The organism is Methylobacterium sp. WL1, assembly GCF_008000895.1.
Lineage (GTDB): Bacteria > Pseudomonadota > Alphaproteobacteria > Rhizobiales > Beijerinckiaceae > Methylobacterium.
Genome location: NZ_CP042823.1, coordinates 3438401 through 3457883 on the forward strand (window position 1 = coordinate 3438401; position 19483 = coordinate 3457883).

A 19483-nucleotide genomic window follows, 5' to 3' on the forward strand; every position below is an offset into this window, starting at 1 on the left:
TCGGATGGGCCGCCCGGTCGGTTCGGGGCGGCCCTTGTCATGTCGGGAGGTACCGCCGGATGGTCAGGCAGCCTGTGCCTGATCGAAGTTCGGCGCCTCGATCTCGCCGACACGGTGACAGGCGACGTAGTGACCGTGGCCCGTCGCGAGCAGGGCCGGATCCTCGGCCCTGCACCGCTCGACCGCGAACGGACAGCGCCCGGCGAACCGGCAGCCCGCGGGCGGATCGATCGGGCTCGGCGGCTCGCCGCGCACGAGGTAGCGGGCCTTCAGGGCCTCCCGTGCCGGACCGGCCGGCACCGCCGCCGAGATCAGCGACCAGCTATAGGGGTGGCGCGGGGCGGAGAAGAACGTCCGCGTCGGCGCCTGCTCGACGATCCGGCCGAGATACATCACCGCGACCTCGTCGCAGAGGTGCTGCACCACGCCGAGATCGTGCGAAATGAAGATGTAGGCGAGTCCTCGCTCGGCCTGGAGCCTGGCCAGGAGGTTGAGGATCTGCGCCTGGATGGCGACGTCGAGGGCCGAGACCGCCTCGTCGCAGACGATGATGTCGGGCTCGGTCGCCAGGGCCCGGGCGATGCACAGGCGCTGGCGTTGCCCCCCCGAGAACTGATGCGGGAACAGGCTTTTGGCCTCCGGTCGCAGGCCCACCGCGGCGAACAGCGCGTCGAGCCGCGCCGCGGCCTGCTTGCGCGACAGCCCCTCCAGCAGCCGGAGCGGCTCGGCCACGAGGTCGCCGGCACAGCGGCGGGGATCGAGCGACGCGAACGGGTCCTGGAACACCATCTGGATGTGGCGGCGCGCCTGCCGCAACCGGGCGCCCCGGAGGCCGAGGATGTCCTCGCCGTCGAGGACGACGTGGCCGGCGGTCGCCGGAACGAGGCGCATGATGCCCTGCGCTGTGGTGGATTTGCCTGATCCGGACTCTCCGACGATGCCGAAGCTCGCGCCGCGACGCACGACGAAGCTTACGCCATCGACCGCGTGTACCCGCGAGCCGCCGCGACCCGGGACCGGAAAATGAACCCTGAGGTCGTTGACCTGCAGGATGGCGGCGCCCGTCGGGGCCGGGATGGGTCTCGCGTTCATGCCGCTCTGGCCGCTCTTGCCGCTCATGCCGCTCGTGCCTCCGGGTGCCAGCAGGCCACCGCCCGGGCGGACCCGGTTTCGGCCAGGGCCGGCTGGGGACTGTCCAGACAGGTGGCGTCGACCCGCGCGCAGCGGTCGGCGAAGGCGCAGATCGCGGGTCGACGGCCGAGCGGAGGGACGAGGCCTGGGATCTCGCGCAACGCGCCCGTCCCGGCGTCCGCCGCTGCGCCGAGGCGCAGGTGCGGCGTGCAGCCCATCAGCCCGTAGGTATAGGGATGCTGCGCCGCGCGCATCACGGCGCGGGTCTCGCCCTGCTCGATGCACCGCCCGGCGTAGAGTACCGCCACCGTGTCGGCGATGTCGGCCACCGCCCCGAGATCGTGGGTGATCAGCACGATGGCGGTGCCCATCTCGTCCTGGAGGGCCTTCAGCAGATCGAACACCTGCGCCTGCACGGTCACGTCCAGCGCCGTCGTCGGCTCGTCGGCGATCAGCAGCTTCGGCCGGCAGGCCAGCGCCATGGCGATCATCACGCGCTGGCGCATGCCGCCGGAGAGCTCGTGCGGGTAGGCGTGAAGGCGCCGATCGGCGGCCGGGATTTGGACCGCCCTGAGCATCGCCAGGGCCCGGTCCAGGGCGTCGCGGCGCCCGAGCCGCTGATGCAGCCGCAGCGCCTCGGCAATCTGGTCGCCCACCGTGTAGACCGGGTTCAGGGCCGTCATCGGTTCCTGGAAGATCATCGACATGGCGCTGCCGCGCAACGCCCGCAGCCGGGCCGGCTTGGCCGCCGCGAGATCCTCCCCGGCGAGGCGAATGCGACCGCCGGCACGGGCGAATCCCTCCGGCAGCAGGCCCATGATCGCCAGCGCGGTCATGCTCTTGCCGCAGCCGGATTCGCCGACCAGCGCGATGGTGCGGCCGGCCTCGACGGAGAAGCTCAGGTGCTCCAGCACCGGCACGCTGGCTCCGGCCTGCCGCAAGGTGACGGTGAGGTCTTCGACTGCGAGGACGGGGGGCATCGCTCAGCTCCGCTTGCGCAGGCGCGGGTTGACCGCGTCGTTGACGGCGTCGCCCACGAGGCTGACGCCGAGGACCGCGAGGAAGATCGCCGCCCCGGGCAGCAGCACCGTCCACCACGCCTCCAGGGCGTAGGCGCGGTTCTGGCCGATCATCAGCCCCCAGCTCATCACGTTGGGGTCGCCCAGCCCGAGGAAGCTCAGAGCCCCCTCGAACAGCACGGCGGTGCCGATCGCCAGCGTCGCCGAGACCACGATCGGCGGTGCGGCGTTCGGCAGGATCACCCGGCCGATCAGGTAGAGCGGTCCGGCCCCGGCCGCCCGCGCGGCTTTGACGAAGTCGAGGCCGCGCAGGCGCAGGAACTCCGCCCGGGTCAGCCGCGCCGTGGGCGGCCAGGAGACGATCCCGATCGCGATCGTGGTGATGGCGATCCTCTGGCCGAACAGGGTGACCAGAACCATCGCGAACAGCAGGGTCGGCAGCACCTGGAAGAATTCGGTGACCTTCATCAGCAGCGTGTCGGTCCGGCCTCCGAAGAAGCCCGCCAGCGCCCCGAAGGTCACGCCGATCACCACGGTGATCAGGGCCGCGGAGAAACCGACCAGCAGGGTCGCGCGACCGCCCTGCAGCAGGGCCGCCAGGATGTCCTGGCCGAGGTAGTCCGTGCCGAGCAGCGGATCGCCGCCGGGCGGCTGGAACGGGGCGCCGACGATGTCGAACGGATCGACCCCGTAGAGGTGCGGTCCGACCAGCGCGGCGAACAGGAGGCCGAGCAGGATGGCGAGACCGAGGAGGCCGCTGGGGTTGCGCAGGAACAGGCGAAGCGTGGCGAGCCCGGGCGTGACGGCCGGGCGCGGCATCGGCGGGGCCGCCTCGGGGCGCGTCGCCTCCGATGGCAAGGTCGAGCCGGTCGCGGCGGCGACGTTCATGCGGGCCTCCCGGCACGGATGCGCGGATCGATCAGGCGATAGAGGAGGTCGGTGACAAGGTTCGCGGCGACGACCAACAGCGCCGAGCAGAACAGGATGCCGAGCAGCGTCGGGTAGTCGCGCCGCAGGATCGAGTCGAAGGTCAGGCGGCCGAGTCCCGGCCAAGCGAACACGGTCTCGACCAGGATGGCGCCCGCGAAGAGCTGTCCGAACTGGAGTCCGACCATGGTGACGAGCGGGATCAGCGCGTTGCGCAGGGCGTGCTTGCCGACCACGATCCACTCCGGCAGGCCCTTGGCACGGGCGGTGCGGACGTAGTCGGCATTGAGCGCATCGATCATGCTGGCCCGCATCAGACGGCTGTATTGGGCGACGTAGACGATGCCGAGGGTGAGCATCGGCAGGACCAGATGTTCGGCCACGTCGAGGGCGTGGGCGAGGCCGCGCCGCGGCGTCGCCACATCCTCCATCCCGGCGACCGGCAGAACCGGCCACAGGGAGGCGAACACCACCAGCAGCATCAGGCCGGTCCAGAAGACCGGTGCGGCATTGCCGGCGATCGCCACCAGCGAGACGACGTGACTGAGGAGGCCGTTCGGTTTGCGCGCGCTCAGGATCCCGAGGCCGGCGCCGATCAGCACCGCGAGGGCGAGGGAACTCAGAACGAGCAGGGCGGTGGCTGGCAGCCTGCCGAGGATGAGGCGCGAAACCGGCTCGTTGAAGTAGAACGAGTAGCCGAGGTCGCCCTTCGCCACCTTGCCGACATAGGTCGCGAGCTGTTCGGGGATGCTGCGATCGAGGCCGTAGCGCGTGCGGATCTCGGCCATGATCTCCGGCGAAGCACCACCCATCTCTCCGGCGATCACCTGCGCCGGGTCACCGGGTGCCGCCTGGATCAGCAAAAAGTTCAGCACCACGACGGCGAGCAGCAATCCGACCGCGTTCAGCGCGGTCGAACCGAGGCTGCGCAGAGCCGTCATCTCTCGGCTCCCGCGGCGCCTTGCGCCCAGGCGACCTCGTCGAGGGGTGAGAGCGGGCCCCAGATCGACAGCGGCAGATTGGTCAGGCGCTTGTCGTAGACCGCCTTGTAGGGCGTGAGGTTGAGGTAGGCGATCGGCGCATCGGACACGACGATCTTCTGGAAGTCATCGTAGAGCGTCTTGCGCTTGGCGACGTCGGTCTCGATTGCGGCCGCGTTAAGCAATTCGTCGACTTTTGGATTCTGGTATTGCTGGGTGTTCGACCAGATTACGCCTTTGCGAATGTTGGTCGACAGGTAGGTTCGCGCCACGCCGATCACGGGGTCGCCCCAATTGAAGACGTTGTCCATGGTCAGGTCGAAATCGAAGTTCGAGACGCGCTGCGCCCAGGTCGGGAAGTCCGGCGCAGCCCGGACCTGAAGGGCGATGCCGATCCGCTTGAGGCCGGCCCGCAGGTATTCGGCGACGTTGCGCTGCTGGTCGTTGTCGTTGGGGATGTAATCGATGGTGAGCTGAAGCCGCGTGCCGTCGGCCCCTTTCTTCAGCCCGGCCTCGTCGAGCAGGCTCTCCGCCTTGGCGATGTCGAGCTTGTACGGGTCGACGGCCGGCTCGTAGAACGGCGAGCCCGGCACGATCGGGCCGGTGGCGGGCTTCGCCACGCCGCCGAGCAGCTTGCCCGTGATGAAGTCGCGGTTGGCGGCAAGAGCGATGGCCCGGCGCACCCGCACGTCGTCGAGCGGCTTCTTCCCGCAATTGAAGGCCAGCCAGTTGATCGGGCCGATCCCCTCGAAGCCGCGATCGGTCACCGTGAGGGTCTGCGCCTTGCTCAGGCGCTCGATGTCCCGCACCGAGGACAGGAACGGCAGCATCCCGATCTCGCGCCGTTCGGTGGCGATGACGAGGCTGTTCTGGTCCGGCAAGATTCGGTAGACAAGCCGCGCGAGCTTGGGCCGCCCGGCGATGAAGAACTTGTCGAACCGCTCGAGCTGGATCGACTCGCCCTGCTTGTACGCGACGAACTTGAACGGGCCCGATCCGACCGGCTTCAGGTTGGCCGGATGGGTCTTGATGTCCTGCCCGTCGCCGTAGACGTGCTTGGGCAGGATCGGCATCAGGCCGGGTGACATGGCCAGCAGCAGCGCAGGATGCGGCCGCGAAAGCCGGATCACGACGGTATGGGCGTCGGGGGTCTCCACGGTCGAGACCGGCTCCAGCATGGTCTGGAACGGGTGGTTCGCCTTGATCACCCCGATCGAGAAGGCGACATCCTCCGAGGTCAGCGGATGGCCGTCGTGGAACACGGCATCGCTCACGAGGTGGAGCGTCACGCTGAGGTTGTCGGGGGCGACCTCCCAGGACTTCGCCAGATAGGGAAGCGGGTTCCACGCGTCGTCGTAACGCAGCGGGCTCGCGAAGATCTGCGTCGAGACCATCCCGGTGGCGATACCGGACTGCACCGCGCCGTTGAAATGGCGGGGCACCTGGTTGGTGCCGATCACCAACGGCGAGTTCGCGTCGTCGGCCAAAGCCGCGGGCAAACCGAGGATCGGGGAGGCCAAGGGGGCGGTCAACACCGCGAGGCCGGCGCCGAGGAGCGTGCGTTTGGTCAGTCGCATCCGAGTCGGTCTCCGTGGGGGATCTGCGGCGGGAGCAGCGCGGCGTCGAGGAGGTCGCTCAGCGTCGGACCGGCCTCCGTGTCGGCCGCTGCGATGCCGACGAGTTCGATGCCGCCCTGTGCAGCCTCCGGCAGCGGCGAGAGGCTCCACCGGCGCCCGACCATCTGAAGCAGGTGCATCCCGGAGGCGTCGCCCAGTCGGACCCGGCCCTTCAGGCGCAAGAGCGGGGTCGGCATGCCGGCGAGTGCGCGTCCGAGACCGGCGCGGTCGAACGTCCCCGTGCGCCGGTAGAGCAGGCGCTGGAACGTGTCCTCGTGCGTGACCGCTTCGGCACGCAGCCGGGAGGAGCCCCGCCCCACCAGTTCCGGAGCCTCGCCGCCGAGGGCGAAGAGCGCCTCCGGCAGCACGGCCGCCACGGTATCGACCACCGGGACAGCGGGCGCGAGGGCGGCGAGCGTGGCGTGCGACGCCGCGAGGCCGAATGCATCCACGAGGTCGCGCTTGTTCAGCACCAGGATGTCGGCCGCGCGGATCTGGCGGGCGATCGTGTCGCCCATCCGCGGATCGGCGGCGAGGGCGGGCAGGCGCTCGGCATCCACCAGCACGACGACGCCGCGCAGGACGAGGCCAGGCTCCACCAGGGCGATCTCCGCGATGGCGCCGGGATCGCCGACACCGCTGGCCTCGATGACGATGTGATCGAAGGGTTCGGGCTCGGCGAGCACGCGCATCAGCGTGTCGAGGAAGCCGTCGGCCAGACTGCAGCAGACGCAGCCATTGGTCAGCCGCAAAGTCTGCCCGTCATGGTCGCGGATCAGGCCGGCATCGACGTTCACCGCGCCGAAATCGTTGACTAGCACTGCGTAGCGGCCCTGCGCGCCGGCGAGCAACCGGTTCAGCAGCGTCGTCTTGCCGGCGCCGAGGAAGCCGCCGACCACCGTGAGCGGGCAGCGCGTCGCGGGGGCGCGAAGCTCCTGCCTCATACCGACGGCACCGCGAAGACGCGGCCGCCCAGTACCGTGGCGTGGACGGGAATGTCCTTCAGGGTCTCTGGCGGCGTCTCGAACGGATCCGCGTCGAGGACGGCGAAGTCGGCGAACTTCCCGGCTTCGATGGAGCCGACGCAATGGTCCATCCGGAGGGTGTAGGCGGCCCCCAGCGTCACAGCGTGCAGAGCCTCGGCGACGCTCAGCCGTTCGTCGGGGCCGAGCACACGCCCCGACGACGTGGTCCGGTTGACGGCGCACCAGGCCGTGAAAAGCGGCCCCAGTGGCGTCACAGGCGCGTCCGAGTGGATCGCGAGCGGGATGCCGAGGCGCGCCGCGCTCCCGGCGGCGTCGATCCGGGCCGCGCGTTCCGGCCCCATGGTCAGATCGTGGTGGGCATCGCCCCAGTAATAGAGATGGTTCGAGAACAGGTTGAGGCACAAACCCAGCGCCTTGATCCGGCGCAGCTGTGCCTCGGTCGCCATCTGGCAGTGCTGGAGCGTGTGCCGGTGGTCGGGACGCGGATGGGCGATCTGCGCCTTCTCGACCGCGTCGAGGGCCGCCTCGGTGGCCTCGTTGCCGTTGGTGTGGATGTGGAGCTGGATGCCGGCGGCGTGGTAGACACCCACGATCCGGTCGAGGTCGTCCGGGGCGACGTACCAGAGGCCATTTGGTGCGCCGTTATGGTAGCCGGGCGGCAGGAGCCGGGCGGTGAAGCCCTGGATCGAACCGTCGACGACGATCTTCACGATGCCGAAGCGCAGGCGGTCGGTGTTGGCGGCATTGAGGCGGCCGATCTTGGCGACGCCCTCTTCCGGCGCACAGGAGACCGAGGCCAGCGCCGGCACGATCCGCACCGGCAGGCCGTCGACGCAGGCGGCCCGATAGACCGCCACGGACGCCTCCGTAAGGTCGTTGTGCAGGTCCGCGATGGTGGTGATGCCCTGGAGCTGCGCGGCGGAGCCGAACCGGGCGACATCGGCCGAATCGAGATGCCCGCTCATCGGGTTGTAGCCGAGCGCTCGGAATAGGCGCAGCCGGGCGGCGATGCCCTGCAACTCGCCCGACGGGGTGCCATCCGCCAGCTTCGGCACACCATCGATCGCGGTGGTGGCGTCGAAGCCCGCCATCTCCAAGAGGAGGCTGTTGACGTTGGTGATGTGCAGGCTGGCATGGTGGACCATGACCGGCCGGGTTGTGGAGACCCGATCGAGATCGTGCCGGGTCAGGCGTGCGCCGCCGAGATGCAGCGGATCGAAGCCCCACCCGTAGAGCAGCTGGTCCGGGTCGGCGATGGACCGGTCCGCGTCCGAAAGCCGGGCGACGACGGCCCCGATATCGCGCAGGCCCGGCACGCGGCGTCCGTCCGGACTGCGGCGGTCGCCGGCCCCGACATAGGTCTGGCGCCAGAGGGTGCCCTCCATGACGTGGGCGTGTCCCTCGACGAAGCCAGGAAGGATGACCTTGTCGGCAAAACGCCGATCGGGAACTGCATCGAGCCCGTCGAACTCGTCTTCCGTCCCGACCATCAGCACGCATCCGTCACGCACGGCGACGTGCGTCGCGTACGGCCGCGATGGGTTCATCGTGATGACCCGCCGGGCCTCGAAGAGGGTGATCTCGCTCGGCATGGCTGTCCTCGGCACGGCGGCCAAGATGTCGGCCGTTCTCCGGGGCCGCTAGCGCCAGACGCCGGGTATGAAGGGGGCCAGGGTGCCGCAATTCGAAGATCGGAATCCCCGCATCGAGCGGCGATGGGGACGCCGCCGTTGAAGTCCTCGCTCATGCCGCGGCGCCCGATTTCTCGGGCTCGTTCGTCTCAAGGGGATCCAGTCCGCCCGGAAGGCTGCGTGACACCCATCGGGGGGCGGGTGGCTCCGGCCGGCGGGCAGCCCCCCGCGGCCAACGGTGAAGCGACTGTGCGAAGCCTCGCCCGGCGCTTTCGGCTCCCACACGGGGAGGAATAGCGCACCGGCGTGAACACCATCCCGGTCTTTCCGGTGCGCACGCCCGAGGAGGCGGGCAACTGCCGGGACATCGATTTCGATCCGCTCGTCCTGCCAGACGGAATCGGGCCATCCGACGACCCGCTGTTGCGCGCCCGCCCAGCTGCCTATTCCCGATCCTTCACGCGCCGGGCAGGCGAGGCGAAGACCCCGAGTGCTGCAGTTGCAGCGACGGCCCAAGGAGCTGGCCTATGACCGCTCCACCCGCTTCAACCTGCCGGCTCGCCTGCTCCACTGGAGCATGGCGGTCCTGAACCTGGCGATGCTGTTGATCGGCGTAGCGATGGTGACCGCGCTCGCCGACTACCACGTGCTGGCCGCGCTGCACCGCCGCTCGGCTCACCGCGCGATGCCGGAACATCTGACGCGCGCGTCCGGTGCGCGCCGGACGTGTCCTTCGGCACGCAGCCGACTCCCCGGCGGACCGCGTGTTATAACGGTAACCATCGGCTCCACGTCCGACATGATCGTGTAGCTTCGGCATCCGAGGGTCCTCGCGCCGACATCCTCGGTCCGCCGCATGGGGGGCATCCCCCGCCTCACGCACCTCGCCTACGAAGGCTCCCGACTGCCGAGCTTCACCTTCGGACCGGAAGACATCCCGAACCTCGAAGCGGCGGCGGCTGCACCAACAGGATTTCATGCGCGCGATCGTCGAGGCGCGCCGGTCTGCGACATCCGGCGCGGCGCGGATCGGCGCGGTTCAGCCCGTGCGCGGCGCGCGCGTCGTCCTGCGCCTGTTCGCCATCGCCCTGGCCTCAGAGCGGCCGGGCGCAATCTCAAAGGGATCGGGATTCCTCCGCATGGTTGCCGAACAGGTTCGTCGAGACCGGGTCTGGAAGCGCCGTGTGGCCGCATTCCTCGGATCGGCCGTTCTCCTGGCCGGCGCGGCCAGCGTCGGCCCGCGTCTCCTCAGGCCGAACGCCTACGCGTCCGTCACGTCGATCGCCACGCGGCCGGACTTTCATGATCCTGCGCTGCTGGCGCGGGCCTGGGCCTTACCGGTGGCGGCGGCTTACCGGAGACGGCCTTACGAGTACCAGAGCAATCCGAGCTTCTGCGGTCCTGCCACTGTGGCGAACCTGCTCCGCTCCCTCGGCGTCGACTTCTCGCAAGCCGACGTGCTCCGGGGGACGGCGTTCCAGCCCTGGTTCGGCGTGCTCGTGAATGGGCTGACGCTGGACGAGCTGGCCGACCTGATGCGAAGGCGGCTCGACCGCCCGGTCCATGTCGTGCGCGATCTCACGTTGCCGGCGTTCCGCGATCTGATGAAGGGCGGCAACGACCCCGACAAGCGGCTGGTCGTCAACTTCCATCGCGGCCCCTTGTTCGGACGCGGCGCCGGGCATTTCTCGCCGATCCTCGGATATCTGCCGGACGCGGACCTCGTCTTTGTCGGCGATGTCAACGGCGACTACCGGCCGTTCCTGGTCGACAGCGAGCGCCTGTGGCGCGCCGTCGCGACGCGCGACAGCACCTCGGGCAAGACGCGCGGGTTGCTGATCGTCGATACGACCGGGCATTGAGGCAGAGACGCGCCGATCGAGGGCCGGCGTCAAAACCGTCGCTGCGAGCGTGCGGGAGGACGGTCGACGGGGGAATGCCGGCGGATGCCGCGCGATCGCCTCTGGGCGCTTCCGGTCAGCATTCGGGGAAACGGGGCGGCCCGTCGCCAACCCTGCAAGCGCAGCACCACCGGTTTGTGGGGAAGGCCACGCGCCGGGACGCCGGGTCCCGAACGGGCGGCCGTCCCGCCCTGACGGGCTCACGGCCCTTCGATGGCCGCTCCGGCGTCGCCGGCGTGCCTCCGTCAGGGCAGAGACGATGTCTCGTGGTGCCGGGAATCTCGGACCGGATCAGGTCGCCTTGGATTCGGCGACGAGGCGGTCCAGCGTTCCAAGGATCACTGCCGACGTATCGATCGCCGCCATATCCGCCGCGATCGACCGCGCGCGCTCGACGAAGGAGGGCACGGTCAGGACCCGCTCGACCGCCACGCGCAGGTCTCGAGCCTCCGGCCGCTGCGACGGGATCTCGAGGCCTACGCCCGACCACGCCACCCGGGCGCCGACCTCAGCCTTGTCCTCGGTGCGCCCCGCTGCCACGATCGGTACGCCGGCTTGAAGAGCCAGCTGCACAGTCCCGTAACCGCCATTGGTGACCAGCACGTCGACCTTCGGCAGGAGCGCCGCGAAATCGAGGAACTCGGCAAGACGAGCGTTCTTCGGGATCGGTCCGCGCACGTTCCCGATCGGTCGGAGGCCGGTGGTGACGAGCACCAGCAGGTCGTCGCGCGTGCCGAGCGCCGATAGGGTCGGCTCGATCAGCTCGCCGAGATCGGCGTTGGCGACTGTCCCCTGGGTTACGAGCACGACCTGCTTGGACCCGTCGAGTTCGCCCCACCAGTCCGGCAGGGCAGCGTCCCGCTGAGGCGGAGGGGGCAGGGCGCCTACGAACCGGACGTGGTCGGGCAGCCGCCCGAAATCGTACTCGAACGCCGGTACGGTCGTCTGAAGGACGGCGTCGGCCATGAGATGGCGCGAATGCAGCACCGAGCACGGCAACGGCGGCAGGCCCATCTCGGCAAGTTTGGCATCCGCGTAAGCGCGGACCGGCGCACCGAATAGACGTTCGGCTTCGATGGCGATGGCCGCGTATGCCGCGCGCGCGGCCTCGTCGCGTGCCGGCGGCAACCCGATCATGGTCGGAGCTCCATCCGGCCTGTCGGCCACCAGGATCGTGATGCTGCAGGCGACGATCGGTGGCCGGGGTGTCCCCTCGTCCAGGAACAGGGCCGTCGCGCCGAAGAACAGATTGTCCACGACGATGATGTCGGGGCGCTCGGACGCGATGATCCTGCGCAGCGTCTCGGCCTGAGCCCGCATCGGGTCGAGGAAGATACGCTCGAAATTGTAGCGGAGCTGCTCCGGGCCCGGGGGTAGATTTGCGCGCTCGGGTAACACGTCCTCGATCCGCGTGAGGTCGATGTCAGCGCCGGCGGCGAGCGGCAGGAAGCGGGCACCGGACTTTTCGACGGACGGGCGGAGGTACCCGGCCGTGGCCACCAGCGCCTCGTCGCCGCGCGCCAAGGCCATGCGCGCGATGGCCAGCAGCGGATTCAGGTGGCCGGCGGCCGGCGTAGCGGCAAAGAGGATTTTCATGGAGGACCCGTGACGGCGACAAAGCAGGTTCTGGTCGGTCGCACGCGCTGCACTGTTCCGTGCTCGGTGGTGAACGACGGTCCCTGCTCCTGACCGGGTGTCTGCGCCTTGCGCATGACCGCAGCGTTTCGCCCGTCGGCGATAAGGTTACAGGCGTAACGTCGGACGGTCGGGCATTCGCCGCTGCCTTGCGTCGGCTATGGCGTTCCTCTGAGCAATCGTCCGCCTTCCAAATCGCACGCAACGCCATGTCCTGATCGCATCATGGCGAGGATGGGCCGTCCGCGTTTCTGCTTCGAAGCGGACAGGCCACTTCCGGCCAGACTACGCGATGCTGGATCGCCACTCGGCGTAACACCGGCCCTTCGGTTTCGCGCCCGATGTCGCCGTCCATCCAAGCCCGGCAGCATCGCGAAGGCGGACGCTGAGACAAACGTCGTGGGTCGGATCACGGGAACGCTGGTTCCCGGCTCGGGACGGACATGGGAACGTGCCGCTTCGCAAGCCTGCGAAGGTCCGGCGCTTATATGTCTTCGGATGATCCGAGGAACGCCCGTACCGTGTCGCGGAGAAAAGCCGCATCGGCCGGGTTGGTGGAGGGATTGCCGGCGCGGTGGCCCCAAATGCTGGGGATCGGCCGCAGGATGGCGTCGCGCAGGGCGGGCAGTTCGGCCGCATTGTCGGCGACGCGGAAGTAGAGGTCGGTCTCCGCGGGCATCAGCAGCAGCCTGGCCGTGATCGCGCCGAGCGCCCGCGTCAGGTCGCCGTCGAAGCGTGGATCGCGGCTGATGTCGCCCGCGTCCCAGGTGCAGAGCTGCGCGTAGAGGTCGGCCGCCGGGCGCCGCGCGAAGCGTTCCTCCCAGTCGGTGCGCAGGAAGGTGTCGAGGTCCGGCGCGCCGAGCGCGGTCCGGTGCAGGTCCGCCCGGTAGAAGTCCTGGCTGAGCGCCCAGCCGGCGTAGATGCGCCCGAAGGCCCGGAGGGACGCGGCGGGCTCGGCCGAGAAGCGGCCCGCGCCGCGATACGCGGGCGCAGCCTCCAACACCGCCATGAGGCCCTTCAGGAACACGCGGTTATGGGTGGCGGTGCGGGCGCTGCCGCAAATGATCACCGCCCGGGCGACCTGCTCGGGGAACAGCGCCGCCCAATGGTAGGCTTGCTGCGCGCCCATCGACCAGCCGTAGACGGCGTGCAGCCGCGCGATCCCCCAGGTCTCGGCGAGGAGGCGGCGCTGGGCGTGGACGTTGTCCCAGGCGGTGACGAGGCCGGGCCAGTCCGGCGTGTTGGATGGGCTCGATGACAGGCCGTTGCCGAACATGTCCGGGATGACGATGAACCACCGCTCCGGATCGAGCACGCCGTCCGGGCCGATCAGCCATTCGAGGTCGGGATGCTGGGCCGCATAGCTCGTCGGGTAGAGCACGACGTTGTCGCGCCCGGGGGCGAGGGTCCCGTGCGTCTTCCAGCGCAGCTGCGCCCCCTCCAGCACGCCGCCCGATTGGAGGGGCAGATCGCCGAGGGCGAAGGTTCCGGCGGCGCTGGCCCAGCCGGTCACGGGCGCAACGTCCGGACGAAGCCGACATGCCACTTGGCGTAGCCGCGCTGCAGCACGACGAGCCGCTCGCGCATCGCCGCGTGGGCGTCCGGCAGGCGGTGGAACGGGATCGACGGGTAGAGGTGATGCTCGGTGTGGAACGGCATGTTCCACATGAGCAGACGCATCAGGCCGTTGGTCAAGGTCGTGCGGGTGTTGGTCAGGCCGTTGTCGTCCATAGTGCAGAGCGTGTGCTCGGTGAGCAGGTAGAGCCGCAGGAACGGCTGCCCGAGGAGCTGCGGACCGATCCAGAACACCAGGGGCGCCCACCATCCGACCAGCACCATGGCCAGAACCGAGACGCCGAGCAGGACGGCGCACATCAGCCGGAGCGACCGGATGATGCGCGGCGCGGCGCGCTCCGTGATGAAAGGGTAGGCCGAAAGATCGCCGCGCAGGCCGGCCGCAGCCACTTGGAGGCGGGTGCGCCAGTAGGGCAGCGCCATCACGCGCCAGACATAGGCGTCGAGGGTGGAGGGGGGCAGCAACGCGAGTTCCGGATCGTGCTCGGGGTCCTGGGTATGGCGGTGATGGGCCAAGTGGAAGGCCGTGTAGAAGTGCCAGTTCAGGAGCGACGGGCAGGCCACCAGCCAGCCGACGACGGCGTTGGCCCGGCGCGAGCGGAATGCGGTCAGGTGGATCGTCTCGTGGATCGGCGCGAACAACGCCGATTGCACGATGCCGAGCAGCAGCATGGCGGGCAGCAGCGTCCACGGCCCGGAGCGCCAGACCAGCCAGCCGGAGCCGGCCAACATCAGGACATGCGCGCCGAGGCGCATCGCACCGCGCAGGTCCGAGCGCTGCGACAGCGCCTTCACCTCCGCGCCCGTCAGAATTCGTCCGCTCGCCGAAGCCATGGATCTCCCCGAGAGTTGCAGGCGCCTCGAAAAACACACGCCTGGTGCATCATCCGTGCCGGTGCCGCGGGCCTTCGTCGCCGAACCGGCGGACGCGCTCAGGCGGTCCGCGCCTCGGGCGCCGACGCGTCGAGGCCGCCGAACAGGCGGCGGCCGGGCATCGCGGCCACGAGGCCGCGCGTGTAGGGGTGCTCGGGCGCGGCGAAGATCGCAGCGGCCGGTCCCGCCTCGACGATCCGGCCCTGCTGCATCACCGCGACCCGGTCGGCGATCCGGGCCGCGATGCGCAGGTCGTGGGTGATGAACAGCATCGCGAGGTTGTACTCGGCGCGGAGCTCCGCCAGCAGGTCGAGCACGCGGGCCTGTACGGAAACGTCGAGCGCCGAAACCGCCTCGTCCGCTACGAGGACGCGCGGCTTGAGCGCCAGCGCCCGGGCGATGCAGATGCGCTGGCGCTGGCCGCCGGAGAACTCGTGCGGGAAGCGGTCGGCCGCGCCGGCCTTCAGGCCGACCCGGTCGAGCAGCGCCCGTGCCTCGGCGACGGCCTCGGCCTTCGGCACGCCGTAGGCCATCGGGCCGCGGGCGATCGCCTCGCCGACCCTCTGGCGCGGGTTCAGCGCCGCGAACGGGTCCTGGAACACGATCTGGAGGCGGCGGCGTGCGACCCGGAGGGCTTCGCCCCGCAGGGCCAGGAGATCCTGGCCCTCGAAGCGGACACGGCCCGAATCCGGCTCGGCCAGACGCAGGATCATCTGCCCCAGGGTCGACTTGCCCGACCCCGACTCGCCCACCACCGCCACCGTCTCGCCGGCCGACAGCGTGAGGGAGATCCCGTCCGCGGCGACCACGCGCCGGGCTGGACGGAACCAGCCCTGCCGGGTGATGAAGGTCTTGGAGAGTGCTTCGATCTCGAGCAGCGGCGGCGACGCCGCCGTCGTCCTGCGGGGCGTGCGGCCGCCGCCATGCGGCACCGCGGCGATCAATGCCCGGGTGTAGGGGTCGCGCGGCGCGGTCAGGACCGCCTCGGCGCTGCCCTGCTCGACGACCCGGCCGTCGCGCATCACCACGACGCGGTCGGCCATCTCGGCGACCACGCCGAAATCGTGCGTGATCAGCAGGACGCCCATCTGCCGCTCGCTCTGGAGGCGGCGGATTAGCGCCAGGATCTGCGCCTGCGTGGTCACGTCGAGGGCGGTGGTCGGCTCGTCGGCCACCAGCAGCGCCGGATTGTTGGCCATGGCGATGGCGATCATCACCCGCTGGCGCTGGCCGCCCGACAGCGCGAACGGGAAGCTGGCCCGGATCCGCGCCGGGTCGGGCAGGCCGACATCCTGGATCAGCGCGCCGACCCGTGCTCCGACCGCGGAGCGCGGCGTTTCCGGCGCATGGGCCCGTATGCCCTCGGCGATCTGCTCGCCGATCCGTTTCAGCGGGTTCAGTGCGCTGAGCGGCTCCTGGAAGATCATCGCGGCCTCGCGTCCGCGGACGGTGCGCATCTCCGCCTCGGAGGCGGTGGCGATGTCGCGCCCGCGCAGCGCGACCGCGCCGCCGGCCACCGTCACCCCCGACGGCAGCAGGCCCAGGATCGCGTGGGCGATCATCGACTTGCCCGACCCCGACTCGCCCACGAGGCAGACGATCTCGTTTGCGCCCACCGTGATCGAGACGTCGCTCACCGCCTGGGCCCGGTCGGCGCCCCGCGGCAGGCTTACGGAGAGGTCCGAGATCGTGAGGACCGGCGGGCTCATGCGCCGCTCCGCCGGGCAAGCCGCGGGTTGAGCGCGTCGTTGAGCGCCTCGCCGACGAGGTTGATGGCGAGCACCGTCACGAGGATCGCGGCGCCGGGGAAGACGCTCGTCCACCAGGCCTGCCGGATGACCGTGCGGGCGGCGCCGACCATGTAGCCCCAGGACATCAGGTTCGGATCGCCCAGACCGAGGAAACTCAGCGCGCTCTCGATCAGGATCGCGGTGGCCACCGTGAGCGAGCCGGTGACGATGATCGGCGCCAGGGCGTTCGGCAGGATGTGGCGCAGGACCAGGGCCGCGGGGCGCTCGCCCTGGCAGGCGGCGGCCCGCACGAAGTCCCGGTTCTTCAGCCGCAGGAACTCGCCGCGGGTCAGGCGTGCCAGCGGCGGCCAGCTGATCGCCGCGATCGCCAGGATCTCGTGGGCGAGCGACGGCCCGAGGGTCGCGACCAGCAGTACCGCCAGGATGAAGCCGGGAATCGTCTGGAACAGCTCGGCGATCCGCATCAGCACGGCGTCGACGACGCCGCCGAACCATCCGGCCGTCGCCCCGATCGCCACGCCGATCAGCAGCGCTGCGAGCGTCGAGGCGAGGCCGATCGCCAGCGAGACCCGGGCGCCATGGGCGAGGCCGGCGGCGATGTCCCGGCCCATCGTGTCGGAGCCCAAGGGCAGATCGGGGCTGAGCGGCGGCTCGAAGGGCGCGCCGACCATCTCCCAGGGATCGACCGGGACGAGGAGCGGCGCGAAGATCGCCACCACGACCACCGCCACGAGCAGCACGAGGCCGATCACCCCGCCGGGATTGCGCAGGAACGCCCGGACGAACCCCATCACGCGGCCTTCGCGGAGGCGTCAATCCGCGGATCGATGAGCCGCGAGAGCAGGTCGGTCAGCATGTTGATGACGATCACGAGCACGGACATGACGAGGAAGATCCCAAGCAGGACCGGGTAGTCGCGCTGGCTGAGGGCCTCGAACACCAGCCGGCCGAGCCCCGGCCAGGCGAAGACGGTCTCGACCACCACCGAGCCGCCCACGAGCGCCCCGGCCTGCATGCCGGCGACGGTGACCACCGGCAGGATCGCGTTGCGGATCATGTGGTCGCGGATCACGCGTCCGCGGGTAAGCCCCTTGGCCCGGGCGGTCTTCACGAAATCCTGGGCGGCCACCTCGACGATCGAGCTCCGCATCAGGCGGGCGTAGACCGCCAGATAGACCGCGGCGAGCGACAGGACGGGCAGGATCAGATGGGCCAGCACGTCGCCGACCTGCCCCAGCGGCGAGAGGGTCGCGCCGACGCTGCGGTAGCCGAAGGCCGGCAGCCATTCGAGCTGGACCGAGAAGACCAGCACCAGCATCAGGCCGAGCCAGAAGACCGGCATGGCGTAGAGCACCAGCGCCACGAGGCCGATCAGCGTGTCGGACCACCGGCCCGCCCGGACGCCCGACAGGGTACCGAGCAGGATCCCGGACCCGAGCGCCAGGGCGAAGGCCGTGCCGGTGAGCAGCAGGGTCGCGGGCAGGCGCTCCAGCACGAGGCCGAGCACCGGCCGCTGCTGCCGGTAGGAATAGCCGAGGTCGAGCCGCAGGACCCGGCCGAGATAGGTCGCGAGTTGCACCGGGTAGGGCTTGTCGAGGCCGTATTCCGCCCGGAGCTGCCGGAGAAGCGTCTCGTCCGAGGCGCCGGACTGGCCCGCGATGACCTGGGCCGGATCGCCGGGCGCCGCGTGGACGAGGGCGAAGTTCACACTGGCGATGACCAGGATCACCGCCAGCGTCCGCGCGATCCAGGCGGCCAGGGCGGCCATCGTCCTCATGCGCGATAGGCCCGGGCGAAGGTGTCGTTCACGCCGCTGCCCGTGACGACGAGATCCTTGATGCGCTTGTCGGTGAAGGTCGGGAAATCGAGTTCGGTGAGCCAGGCCACCGCGGCGTCCTCGACCAGGATCTTCTGGACCCGGCTGTAGAGCGCCTGCCGGGTCGCGTCGTCCCGCGCCACGGCAGCCTCCTCGAACAACCTGTCGACTTCCGGATTGCTGTATCCGGAGGTGTTCGAGAACAGGATGCCCTTGCGGATGTTCGTGGAGATGTAGGAGCGCGAGACGCCGAGAGCGGGATCCCCGTATTGGTAGGTCCAGGGCGCGGAGATCTCGAACTCCCAGTTGCCGCATCGCGCCGCCCAGCCGCCGACGTCGATGCCTTCCAGCACGATGTCGATCCCGACCTTGCCGAGGGACTGGCGCACGTACTCGGCCACCCGCTGCCACAGCTCGCCGTAGGGCGGCACCAGGTATTTCAGGCTTACCCGCTTGCCGCCCGCGCCGGGCTTCAGCCCCATCTCGTCCAGGAGCGCCGCTGCCTTGGCCGGGGCATACTCGTAGGTCTTCACGTCCGGCTCGTAGAACCGCGTCTTCGAGGAGACCGGGCCGGTGGCGACCTTGCCGAGGCCGAAGAAGACGCGCTTGCGCAGGGCCTCCCGGTCGATGGCGTAGAGCACCGCCTGCCGGAATCGCCGGTCGTTCATCGGCGCGATGCGCGTGTTCATCTCCAGCCAGAGATGGGGGGCGTAGAACTCGTAGCCCTTCGTGGTCATGTCGAGGTTCGGCAGCGCCTTGAGGCGCGGCACGTCGAAGGCCTCGACGTCGTTCCACTGGGTCAGCTGGATCGTGCCGCTCTCCAGGGCGACGGCCCGGGAGGCCGCGTCCGGAATGACGCGGTAGTAGATCTCGTCGAGATAGGGTTCACCGTTGCGGTAATAGCCTTCGTGGCGCACGAGGTGGATGTGGGATCCCTTGACCCATTCCTTGAGCTTGAACGGGCCGGTGCCGATCGCCCGGGCGTTGTTCGGGTTCTGCCGCAGATCGGTGTTCTCGTAGAGCGCTTTGGAGATGATCGGCGCGGTGGTGGCGTCGAAAGCGTGCAGGAACGGCGCGAACGGCTCCTTCAGCTTGAACACCACGGTGAGCGGGTCCGGCGCTTCGGCGGACGCAAGGCGCGAGAACGTGCCGCGCGCCCTCGCATGAGCCTCCATCAGCGCCTTCGTGACGGAGAACACCACATCCTCCGAGGTCATCGGCGACCCGTCGTGGAAGGTGATCCCGGGAAACAGCTTGAACGTGTAGGTCAGGCCATCCGGGCTGCGCTCCCAGCTCTGGGCCATGCCGGGCTTCGGCGTCAGATCGAAATCGTAGGTGAGCAGGCTCTCGTAGATCTTGCCGCAGACCGTGAGCGTCGGGGCCTGCTGGTTGAGCGCCGAGACCAGGATCGGCGGCTCGGGCTGGATCACGGTGTTGAGGACGCCGCCGCGGGTCTGGCCTGCGGCGCGCGTGACGCCGAAGGGGATCGGCCCCGCCGCACCTGCGGCGAGCACGAGCTTGGCGAAATCGCGTCGATTCATCCGGGACCTTTTCAAGCGGCTCGGAGCCCTCCGGGGCGATCCGGCAATCCCCACGGCGAGCTGGGGCCGTTCCAGCCGAATGCATCGAACAGGCCACTTCT

Annotated in this window: 15 protein-coding genes and 1 pseudogene; 2 read left to right on the forward strand and 14 right to left on the reverse strand. The window is 69.8% G+C overall.

Translation table 11 applies throughout. The features are described from left to right. Nucleotides 1-63 precede the first annotated feature (63 nt). From FVA80_RS16705 to FVA80_RS16735, 7 genes are read right to left on the reverse strand one after another with little or no spacing between them, the layout of a single operon-like run. A complete protein-coding gene (locus tag FVA80_RS16705; protein ID WP_246691987.1) occupies nt 64-1119 on the reverse strand; it encodes an ABC transporter ATP-binding protein in 1056 nt (351 codons plus the stop codon). After that, on the reverse strand, nt 1116-2111 hold the full coding sequence (locus FVA80_RS16710) for an ABC transporter ATP-binding protein (protein WP_147908894.1): 996 nt from the start codon (nt 2109-2111) through the stop codon (nt 1116-1118). The genes FVA80_RS16705 and FVA80_RS16710 overlap by 4 nt, the downstream gene beginning before the upstream one ends. A gap of 3 nt (nt 2112-2114) precedes the next feature. Continuing rightward, nucleotides 2115-3038: an ABC transporter permease gene (locus FVA80_RS16715; RefSeq protein WP_147908895.1), complete on the reverse strand. Its 924-nt coding sequence runs from the start codon at nt 3036-3038 to the stop codon at nt 2115-2117. Next, nucleotides 3035-4018, reverse strand: coding sequence for an ABC transporter permease (locus FVA80_RS16720; protein ID WP_147908896.1), 984 nt, complete (start codon nt 4016-4018; stop codon nt 3035-3037). Before FVA80_RS16720 ends, FVA80_RS16715 begins: the two co-directional genes overlap by 4 nt. Beyond that, entirely contained in the window at nt 4015-5634 is a 1620-nt protein-coding gene (locus FVA80_RS16725; protein WP_147908897.1) for an ABC transporter substrate-binding protein, read from the reverse strand. Before FVA80_RS16725 ends, FVA80_RS16720 begins: the two co-directional genes overlap by 4 nt. Next, a complete protein-coding gene (locus tag FVA80_RS16730; protein WP_147908898.1) occupies nt 5625-6617 on the reverse strand; it encodes a GTP-binding protein in 993 nt (330 codons plus the stop codon). Before FVA80_RS16730 ends, FVA80_RS16725 begins: the two co-directional genes overlap by 10 nt. Beyond that, entirely contained in the window at nt 6614-8251 is a 1638-nt protein-coding gene (locus tag FVA80_RS16735; protein ID WP_147908899.1) for an amidohydrolase, read from the reverse strand. The genes FVA80_RS16730 and FVA80_RS16735 overlap by 4 nt, the downstream gene beginning before the upstream one ends. Nucleotides 8252-8867: 616 nt before the next feature. Here FVA80_RS16735 and FVA80_RS16745 point away from each other — a divergent pair. Together FVA80_RS16745 and FVA80_RS30590 are read left to right on the forward strand one after the other, a co-directional pair. Continuing rightward, nucleotides 8868-8957, forward strand: a pseudogene (locus tag FVA80_RS16745) (cytochrome b); the annotation flags it as partial. A gap of 310 nt (nt 8958-9267) precedes the next feature. Beyond that, nucleotides 9268-10152 (forward strand): phytochelatin synthase family protein, encoded by an 885-nt coding sequence (locus FVA80_RS30590; protein ID WP_187193388.1) that lies wholly within the window; start codon nt 9268-9270, stop codon nt 10150-10152. A gap of 330 nt (nt 10153-10482) precedes the next feature. On the opposite strand, the gene FVA80_RS16755 is transcribed toward FVA80_RS30590, so the two are convergent. The 7 genes from FVA80_RS16755 to FVA80_RS16785 all read right to left on the reverse strand — a co-directional run bounded on the left by FVA80_RS16755 (nt 10483) and on the right by FVA80_RS16785 (nt 19382). Further along, a complete protein-coding gene (locus FVA80_RS16755) occupies nt 10483-11787 on the reverse strand; it encodes a nucleotide disphospho-sugar-binding domain-containing protein (protein ID WP_147908900.1) in 1305 nt (434 codons plus the stop codon). A gap of 523 nt (nt 11788-12310) precedes the next feature. After that, a complete protein-coding gene (locus FVA80_RS16760) occupies nt 12311-13339 on the reverse strand; it encodes an alpha/beta fold hydrolase (protein WP_147908901.1) in 1029 nt (342 codons plus the stop codon). Next, the gene (locus FVA80_RS16765; protein WP_147908902.1) at nt 13336-14235 is read right to left on the reverse strand and encodes a fatty acid desaturase; all 900 of its coding nucleotides are present in this window, start codon (nt 14233-14235) and stop codon (nt 13336-13338) included. The genes FVA80_RS16760 and FVA80_RS16765 overlap by 4 nt, the downstream gene beginning before the upstream one ends. 98 nt (nt 14236-14333) lie before the next feature. Beyond that, nucleotides 14334-15983 carry an ABC transporter ATP-binding protein gene (locus FVA80_RS16770; protein ID WP_147908903.1) on the reverse strand — a complete coding sequence of 550 codons (1650 nt, stop codon included), beginning with the start codon at nt 15981-15983 and terminating at the stop codon, nt 14334-14336. Continuing rightward, nucleotides 15980-16816, reverse strand: coding sequence for an ABC transporter permease (locus tag FVA80_RS16775; protein WP_147908919.1), 837 nt, complete (start codon nt 16814-16816; stop codon nt 15980-15982). The genes FVA80_RS16770 and FVA80_RS16775 overlap by 4 nt, the downstream gene beginning before the upstream one ends. Next, nucleotides 16816-17802, reverse strand: coding sequence for an ABC transporter permease (locus FVA80_RS16780; RefSeq protein ID WP_147908904.1), 987 nt, complete (start codon nt 17800-17802; stop codon nt 16816-16818). Before FVA80_RS16780 ends, FVA80_RS16775 begins: the two co-directional genes overlap by 1 nt. Then, nucleotides 17799-19382 (reverse strand): ABC transporter substrate-binding protein, encoded by a 1584-nt coding sequence (locus tag FVA80_RS16785; RefSeq protein WP_147908905.1) that lies wholly within the window; start codon nt 19380-19382, stop codon nt 17799-17801. The genes FVA80_RS16780 and FVA80_RS16785 overlap by 4 nt, the downstream gene beginning before the upstream one ends. Nucleotides 19383-19483: the final 101 nt, after the last annotated feature.

Coding starts and splice junctions, on each gene's coding strand:
- FVA80_RS16725 (WP_147908897.1), bottom strand. CDS start 5,634: ATGCGACTGACCAAACGCACGCTCCTCGGCGCCGGCCTCGCGGTGTTG.
- FVA80_RS16710 (WP_147908894.1), bottom strand. CDS start 2,111: ATGCCCCCCGTCCTCGCAGTCGAAGACCTCACCGTCACCTTGCGGCAG.
- FVA80_RS16715 (WP_147908895.1), bottom strand. CDS start 3,038: ATGAACGTCGCCGCCGCGACCGGCTCGACCTTGCCATCGGAGGCGACG.
- FVA80_RS16720 (WP_147908896.1), bottom strand. CDS start 4,018: ATGACGGCTCTGCGCAGCCTCGGTTCGACCGCGCTGAACGCGGTCGGA.
- FVA80_RS16730 (WP_147908898.1), bottom strand. CDS start 6,617: ATGAGGCAGGAGCTTCGCGCCCCCGCGACGCGCTGCCCGCTCACGGTG.
- FVA80_RS16775 (WP_147908919.1), bottom strand. CDS start 16,816: ATGGGGTTCGTCCGGGCGTTCCTGCGCAATCCCGGCGGGGTGATCGGC.
- FVA80_RS16705 (WP_246691987.1), bottom strand. CDS start 1,119: ATGAGCGGCAAGAGCGGCCAGAGCGGCATGAACGCGAGACCCATCCCG.
- FVA80_RS30590 (WP_187193388.1), top strand. CDS start 9,268: ATGCGCGCGATCGTCGAGGCGCGCCGGTCTGCGACATCCGGCGCGGCG.
- FVA80_RS16785 (WP_147908905.1), bottom strand. CDS start 19,382: ATGAATCGACGCGATTTCGCCAAGCTCGTGCTCGCCGCAGGTGCGGCG.
- FVA80_RS16755 (WP_147908900.1), bottom strand. CDS start 11,787: ATGAAAATCCTCTTTGCCGCTACGCCGGCCGCCGGCCACCTGAATCCG.
- FVA80_RS16735 (WP_147908899.1), bottom strand. CDS start 8,251: ATGCCGAGCGAGATCACCCTCTTCGAGGCCCGGCGGGTCATCACGATG.
- FVA80_RS16765 (WP_147908902.1), bottom strand. CDS start 14,235: ATGGCTTCGGCGAGCGGACGAATTCTGACGGGCGCGGAGGTGAAGGCG.
- FVA80_RS16770 (WP_147908903.1), bottom strand. CDS start 15,983: ATGAGCCCGCCGGTCCTCACGATCTCGGACCTCTCCGTAAGCCTGCCG.
- FVA80_RS16780 (WP_147908904.1), bottom strand. CDS start 17,802: ATGAGGACGATGGCCGCCCTGGCCGCCTGGATCGCGCGGACGCTGGCG.